The following is a 4,432-nucleotide window of genomic DNA, read 5'->3' as shown; positions in this document are numbered from 1 at the left end:
AATGTATGAAGGTGGACTTGAAAGAATGAACTATTCAGTAAGTGAAACTGCTGAATACGGTGGATACGTATCAGGTATTTTTAGATTACTGCGAAAATATTTATTATATTTGTATCCAAAACGCATATTAAATTGAGCTTACAGCAGCTTCTTCTGTTTGAGATTTTTGTGCTGGCTCGTAGATTCTCTCCATCATCATTCCATTTACAAAGTATTCTTGGAACTCTTTTCTATTAGATAATTCTATATATTTTGATGTATTTATCTTATTTACTATTAAATTTCTATATTCCTTAGACAATAAGTACATTTTTGCCCCACTACCTGCACAGTTTCCGATGGATTTAATCTTTCCATCTAATTCTAGAGGTATCATACCTATTTGTAGCGAACTTTTGACATTCATATAGTTTCCAAATCCACCGCCTAAGTATAGACATTCTATATCGTTAAAATCTAAATTCTTTTCCTTAACTAATATCTGTATACCAGCATTAATAGCAGCCTTTGCAAGTTGAACTTCTCTTATGTCCTTTTGAGTAAATGATATAATATCTCCATTTTGATCTTTAGCCAAAATATATTGCTTCATACCGTCAATTTCTACTAAATCTTTAGTCAAATATTCATATTCTTCAAATTCAAAGTCGTCGTCTTCTTCATCAAACATCCTACCAGTTTCGTCTATCAATGAGTATTTAATCATCTCAGAAACGGCATCTAAAACCCCTGAACCGCACACACCGCAAGGTGGTTTATTTCCAATTGTCTTTATCTTATTTTTTTTAGATAAATCTATCTCACTTATAGCTCCCAAAATGCCTCCTACACCGTATTTAATATTTGCCCCTTCAAACGCAGGCCCAGCCGCAGTGGAACAAGTTATAACCTCGTCTTTGTTACCTAGTGCCATCTCTCCATTAGTCCCCAAGTCTAGTAATAATGAGTATTTTTCTGATTCCAACATACCAGAAGACAATATACCTGCTGTTATATCGCTGCCGACATAACTAGATACGCCCGGCATTATACTTATATTTGATTTGAAGCTAAATCCTATATCTTTTGGACTGAAATTCATAGCTTCAGTAAATCCTGAAATATAAGGTGCTTTTGCTATATATTCTGGATCTATTCCTAAAAGAAGGTGAATCATAGTAGTATTTCCAACTATTACTGTATCGTATATATTATCTATATTTATATTGTTTTTCTTGCCTATATTTTTAACTATGTCGTTGATTTGACTCACTATAGAAGCTTTAAGTTTTTTAAGTCCATCAGAATTTTCTATCGTATAATTGATTCTAGATATAACATCTGCACCGTAATTTCTTTGATTATTAACCTCAGAAATTACATCTATTTGGCGTCCGTCATAAAGACTCATCAAATATACAGCGATTGTAGTAGTACCTATATCGATTGCTAGACCATAGTTGTCTTTTGTTGTATCTGATGGCTCGATATCTATAATTTTGTTGTCAAATAAAGTTATAGTAAACTTATAATCGTCTTTTCTAATTGCTTTAGGTATTTTTCTAAGTATATTTAAATCTATATCTATATTTTCTAAATTAAAGGATTCTTTTAAGAAGTCTTTTATTCTCATTAAATCGTCTCTCTGGTCGTCTAAAGTAGGTTTTTCTAACACTATGTAGTGTTTTTTAATAGAAGGGTTTATTTTAAATTCTTTTTCTACACCGCTTATCAAAACAGTCATATCTTTGATTTTGTTTGAAAGCTCTACTGTCAAATCATTCATAACTTTAGTATCACAAGCAAGCCTTACACCAGAATTTAATTCAGCTTCACTCAAATGCTTTTTACTTGATACTCCTATTTCTGTATTTTCTCTCAATCTGCATCTACATTTACCACAGCTACCGTTTCCATTACATGGTGTATCAAAATCTATATTATTTTTTCTTATAACATCTAAAAGATTGTCGCCTATATTGGCCTTACATACCTTTTCACCATCTTCAAGTATTATCTTTACATTAATTTTATTTTCCTTCATTTTTATTCCCTCCAGACTTTATTCATTTCTAAAAATTTTACAATTTTATATACTAATAAGTGATAGATTATATCTCATTTTCTACCTATAATTTAATTATATATAAGAAAATATCAACTAGTAACAAATACTATAAATATTTCGTTACTTATAGGTTTATAGGAGGTTATAATATGGATTTTAGTAAGCTCTCACAAAATGTACAAAAGGGTAACGCCCGAATGACTAATAAACTCGTTCAAGAAGCTCTAGCAGATGGTATAGACGCCTCTGTTATATTAAACAAAGGTCTTATCCCAGCTTTAAATGAAGTAGGTATAAAATTTAAGAATAATGAAATCTACGTACCCGAGATGTTACTTGCCGGTAAAGCAATGACTGCAGGTATAAAAGTTTTAGAACCTCTCTTATCTTTAACTGGTGCACAATTTATAGGCACTGCCGTAATCGGTACTGTCAAAGGAGACATCCACGATATCGGCAAAAACTTAGTCAAAATTACACTTCGTGGCATTGGCATTGATGTTTATGATTTAGGAGTAGATGTATCAGCAAAAGATTTTATACAAAAGGCCGAAGAAGTAAACGCTGACTTAGTCTGTCTTTCCGCCTTGCTTACAACAACTATGCCCGAAATCAGCGAAGTTATAAAAGAATTTAGAAAAGCAGGCATAAAAGATAAATACATATTTATGATAGGCGGAGCCCCAGTAACAAGCAACTTTGCCAAAAGAATAAATGCCGATTACTACACTGCAGATGCGGCGTCAGCTGCAAAACTAGCAGAAAAGGTACTACTCCAAAAACATAAGAGTTAAAACCATATAAAATTGTAAGATTTTTAGTATTCAATTTTTAATTTTTTAATCAACGGAATCTTTGATTCGTTGGTGTTATGAGCATAGCGAATTTTTTGTCTAAATTTGTTATTTAAAAGCAAAAGTGTTGCCCTTATTTAAACTAGAACAACACTTTTAACAAATTTTCAATAATATTTACATATTTATAAAGTATTTAATTGTTTAGGATTTCCAATTATACCAGCTCTAAATGCTTGAAGGTACTCTGCACAATATTCATCTCTACCTGCAAGCATTTCTGCTGTAACAATGCTTCCCATCATATCTCTATCAAGTGGATTTATAATAAGTCCGTCAAGACCTCTAGCAATAGCCATTACTGCGAAGTTTCTGTTTATATATTTTCTTTCTGGAAGCCCAAATGATATATTACTTAGTCCACACATTGTATGAATTCCTTTAAATTCAGTCGTAATAGCTGCTACAGAGTCTAAAAATTCAAATCCATAAGTATCGTCAGTACCTATAGGTTGAACTAATGGGTCTACATATATATTGTCGATTGGTACGTTGTTTTTAACTAAACCATTTACTAATTTATCAGCTATTTTTAATCTTTGTTCACAAGTTTCAGGCATTCCTTCTGAGCTCATACATAAAGCGACTATTTTTAAATCAGTTCCTGCTACAACTGGAAGTACAGCGTCGTATCTATCTTCTTCTAAAGATATGGAGTTTATCATTGCAGTCCCTTTATGTATTTGTAAAGCAGCTTCTAAGGCCTTTGGATCTGGAGAATCTATACAACATGGTATATCAACTACTTGTTGAATATTTTCAATCATCCATTTTAAGTGTTTAGTCTCAGTTCCTACAAATGTACCGGCGTTTACGTCTATATATGTAGCTCCAGCTTCTTCTTGGTCAACAGCTACTTGTTTTATATATTCGATATCGCCTTTATCAATCGCTTCTTTTATTGCTCTTCTACTTGAGTTTATCAATTCACCAACTATAATCATAAGATATTCCCCCTAATTGTTTTTTCATAACCAAATTTAATACAAATTCTCTATTAATTAGAGTTTTGTTTACATAATTTTTTTATTGTAGCTATAATATTGTGATTTTATTTAATTTTATATATAATGTCATTTAATTTTTTATATTACTTTACTTTTAAATTTTTATTTTTTTATATTTGTTTACTTTTTATATATTTTTCATAACCCTTTTAAACTAAATTATTTTATCTACTTTACCGTAAAATTAACTCCACCTCCTATAGATATAAACTTAAAAATTTCTCTGGGTCGTAAAAGTTGACAAGAGGCGTATTACACGACCCATTAAATAGATCAAATAAAACTATACAATTGTGGGATTCACATTATTTTGATTATATTGAATATAGGGATTTTCTCCCTTTCAATATATTTTAGATTTGTATAATGTTTATACTATTATTATAGAAAAATAGGCATTTTAATTATTGTAATAATTATATTATTTTTAGAAAATTTCTTAAATTCGCTCTAAAAATAAAACTTCTCTTTCTAAAATGGCTTAATTTCAACGTATTTATTGATTACAAATCCTTATTATCACA

General features: G+C 30.5%; 3 protein-coding genes. 1 reads left to right on the top strand and 2 read right to left on the bottom strand.

Features of this window, described 5'->3' with window-relative positions:
* Positions 1-127 precede the first annotated feature (127 nt).
* On the bottom strand, positions 128-2,023 hold the full coding sequence (locus tag I4U58_RS12775) for an ASKHA domain-containing protein (protein ID WP_195931727.1): 1,896 nt from the start codon (positions 2,021-2,023) through the stop codon (positions 128-130).
* Between the two features lie 173 nt (positions 2,024-2,196).
* On the opposite strand from I4U58_RS12775, the gene I4U58_RS12770 reads away from it, so the two are divergent.
* The gene (locus I4U58_RS12770; RefSeq protein WP_195931726.1) at positions 2,197-2,841 is read left to right on the top strand and encodes a corrinoid protein; all 645 of its coding nucleotides are present in this window, start codon (positions 2,197-2,199) and stop codon (positions 2,839-2,841) included.
* Between the two features lie 185 nt (positions 2,842-3,026).
* Here I4U58_RS12770 and I4U58_RS12765 read toward each other — a convergent pair whose 3' ends face one another.
* A complete protein-coding gene (locus I4U58_RS12765) occupies positions 3,027-3,845 on the bottom strand; it encodes a methyltetrahydrofolate cobalamin methyltransferase (RefSeq protein ID WP_195931725.1) in 819 nt (272 codons plus the stop codon).
* Positions 3,846-4,432: the final 587 nt, after the last annotated feature.

Source organism: Clostridium sp. 1001270J_160509_D11 (assembly GCF_015667935.1).
Lineage (GTDB): Bacteria > Bacillota > Clostridia > Peptostreptococcales > Peptostreptococcaceae > Intestinibacter.
Note: the sequence above shows the minus strand (reverse complement) of the source record. Positions and strands in the feature narration are given on the sequence as shown.

What these genes read in the sequence shown, in the direction of transcription:
- I4U58_RS12775 (WP_195931727.1), bottom strand. Translation starts at nt 2,023, where the DNA reads ATGAAGGAAAATAAAATTAATGTAAAGATAATACTTGAAGATGGTGAA.
- I4U58_RS12770 (WP_195931726.1), top strand. Translation starts at nt 2,197, where the DNA reads ATGGATTTTAGTAAGCTCTCACAAAATGTACAAAAGGGTAACGCCCGA.
- I4U58_RS12765 (WP_195931725.1), bottom strand. Translation starts at nt 3,845, where the DNA reads ATGATTATAGTTGGTGAATTGATAAACTCAAGTAGAAGAGCAATAAAA.